This is a genomic window from Radiobacillus sp. PE A8.2 (assembly GCF_045635475.1).
In the GTDB taxonomy this organism is placed as follows: domain Bacteria; phylum Bacillota; class Bacilli; order Bacillales; family Amphibacillaceae; genus JBJGXI01.
On the sequence record NZ_JBJGXI010000109.1, the window covers coordinates 1 to 1005 of the forward strand.

General features: G+C 51.6%; 1 rRNA gene. It reads left to right on the forward strand.

Annotated elements, in window-relative coordinates:
• Positions 1 to 1005 (forward strand): 23S ribosomal RNA (locus ACI6MV_RS24920); the annotation flags it as partial.

Consider the following 1005-nt stretch of genomic DNA (forward strand, 5'->3'; position numbering starts at 1 on the left):
GCGTGATGGCGTACCTTTTGTAGAATGGACCGGCGAGTTACGATTTACTGCAAGGTTAAGCCGGATAGGGCGGAGCCGCAGCGAAAGCGAGTCTGAATAGGGCGCATATAGTAGTAGGTCGTAGACCCGAAACCGTGTGATCTACCCATGTCCAGGGTGAAGGTCAGGTAACACTGACTGGAGGCCCGAACCCACGCACGTTGAAAAGTGCGGGGATGAGGTGTGGGTAGGGGTGAAATGCCAATCGAACACGGAGATAGCTGGTTCTCTCCGAAATAGCTTTAGGGCTAGCCTCAAGCAGAGAGTACTGGAGGTAGAGCACTGATTGGACTAGGGGCCCTCATCGGGTTACCGAATTCAGTCAAACTCCGAATGCCAGATACTTACGCTTGGGAGTCAGACTATGGGTGATAAGGTTCATAGTCGAAAGGGAAACAGCCCAGACCGTCAGCTAAGGTCCCAAAGTATACGTTAAGTGGAAAAGGATGTGGAGTTGCCCAGACAACCAGGATGTTGGCTTAGAAGCAGCCACCATTTAAAGAGTGCGTAATAGCTCACTGGTCGAGTGACTCTGCGCCGAAAATGTACCGGGGCTAAACGTATCACCGAAGCTACGGATTGTTCTTTTAGAACAATGGTAGGAGAGCGTTCTAAGTGCAGCGAAGTCAGACCGAGAGGACTGGTGGAGCGCTTAGAAGTGAGAATGCCGGTATGAGTAGCGAAAAAGAAGTGAGAATCTTCTTCACCGAATGCCTAAGGTTTCCTGAGGAAGGCTCGTCCACTCAGGGTTAGTCGGGACCTAAGCCGAGGCCGAAAGGCGTAGGCGATGGACAACAGGTGGATATTCCTGTACCACCTCTAGACCGTTTGAACGACGGGGGGACGCAGAAGGATAAGGAATGCGTGCTGTTGGATATGCACGCCCAAGCAGTGAGTGAGTCAGATAGGCAAATCCGTCTGGCAATCACAAGCTGTGATGGGGAGGGAAATTAAGTACCGAAGTTC